This window comes from Streptococcus sp. GMD4S (assembly GCF_000296955.1).
Window position 1 is genome coordinate 1 of sequence record NZ_AJRE01000180.1, and the last position, 1963, is coordinate 1963.

Below are 1963 nucleotides of genomic sequence, written 5' to 3' on the forward strand. Positions count from 1 at the left end.
AATTACATATCTCCCAAGCAGCCTTGACCCGCTTTGCCAAAAAGTGTGGTTTTACAGGCTACCGAGAGTTCGTCTTTCAATACCAGCACCAGTCTAGTAAACCGGACACTCATTCGCACAAACACAGTCCTTTGACCAAACGTGTTTTGCGAAGCTACAGTATCATGCGAGAACAAACTCAGGATTTGATTGACGAAGAACAACTGGAACGCGTCGCCCAATTAATCGATGACGCAGAACGAGTTTACTTCTTTGGGACGGGAAGTTCTGGTCTGATTGCCCGTGAGATGAAACTGCGCTTTATGCGACTAGGTGTTGTCTGTGAAGCTTTGACCGATCAGGATGGCTTTGCTTGGACGACTAGTATCATGGATGAAAACTGTCTGGTACTTGGCTTTTCCCTATCAGGCACTACCCAATCCGTCCTCGATAGTTTGTTGGATGCCAAGGAAATGGGGGCCAAGACCATTCTCTTTACCAGTGCTCCAAACAAAAACAGTCAGGCCTATACCGAAACAGTCCTTGTGGCAAGCCACAGTCAATCTTCTTACATCCAGCGTATTTCCGCTCAACTCCCTATGCTCATTTTAATAGATTTGATTTATGCCTACTTTTTGGAAATCAATCGCGAGAGCAAGGAAAAAATCTTTAACAGCTATTGGGAAAATAAAAAGCTCAACGGCTATCGTAGACAAAAACGCGTTAGAAAATCCTAGTTTGGTTCAACCAAACTAGGATTGTTTTGTCTTGAAATGATAGTAGACTCATAGGTAGTCTTTCCAATCTTTCTCTTTGTTCTAATGCCTTGTTTATCTGTATTTTCAGTTCTTCCTTAAATCTCCTTTCCATTTTTGAATGTTTGACATCAAAAAAAGGAAGTTTCAACTATTTGCTGCTTTTACTTCCTCTCTCTAATTTTATTTAATTATTTTGCTTCGACAAAGTGAGATTTAGATTTTAACCCTTCAGGAAAATAAAATGAGCTATTCTCCTGAAGTATGTTCTATAAGTTTATAGTTTAATGCAAAGTGTAGCGATATAATCATTTCCATAAGGTGATAATCGATGTCTTTTATCACATGATTCATAAAAATCGATCATAGCGAGACCGTTTTTTAGTTGTCCTCTAATCTGTGTTTCTAAGGTATGGCTAAATTCATATCCATATTCTGGATTGATGGTGATTTTGCCTTCCTCTTCAAGCTCTCTTGAATTAAAAGGTAGTGAAAACTTTAACAGTAATTCCTCATCGGGTTTATCCCATACAGTGTCAGCATCATACATGTAGATCCAGGGATTCATAAATCCAACCATTAACAAACCGCCCTTTTTCAATACGCGAGAGGCTTCTTTATACATGTTATCTAAATCTTCTATATATACATTTGAAACCGGATTAAAAATAATATCAAAAGTTTCATCTTCAAATGGAAATGCTTTTGTCATATCGCTTTGAACCGTATTGATTTTTAGGCCTTCTCTTTTTGCAACCATCTCATCTCTTTCTAATTGTGATTTAGAAAAATCCATGATGGTGACATCATAACCTTTCACAGCAAAAACGGGACCCTGCTGTCCACCACCACAAGCTAAACCTAATATCTTTTTTCCCTTGGCTTTTTCAAACCATTCTGTGGGGACTTTTTCCCCAACAGTTAAGGCAACAGAGATTGGATGCTTTCTAATTTCTTCTAATTCTTCCTGTGTCAATGGCTCAGTATAGTCATTTTTTACATTATTCCATCTATCTTCATTTAATTTTATATAATTACTCATCTTACAATCTCCTCGTAATTTTATATGATTTCGACTTCAGGTGAATAGGTTGCCATTACAGTTTTATCACCTCTACAAATTCTAATTTGTCAATTCTCATCCATCTCATTATATCATTTTTCCACATTTTCCCATTTAGTCAAGCTAAATATCAATTAAATGGATGATAGAATTGCTCTCGCCTTAA

At 37.2% G+C, this 1963-nt stretch carries 2 protein-coding genes; one reads left to right on the plus strand and one right to left on the minus strand.

Annotated features, from left to right (window positions below):
- The coding region (locus tag GMD4S_RS08360) for a MurR/RpiR family transcriptional regulator (protein ID WP_000652999.1) at window positions 1-716 on the plus strand (716 nt) is incomplete at its 5' end.
- Between the two features lie 295 nt (window positions 717-1011).
- On the opposite strand, the gene GMD4S_RS08370 is transcribed toward GMD4S_RS08360, so the two are convergent.
- Complete coding sequence (locus GMD4S_RS08370; protein WP_000073842.1) at window positions 1012-1776, minus strand: class I SAM-dependent methyltransferase; 765 nt, start codon at window positions 1774-1776, stop codon at window positions 1012-1014.
- Window positions 1777-1963: the final 187 nt, after the last annotated feature.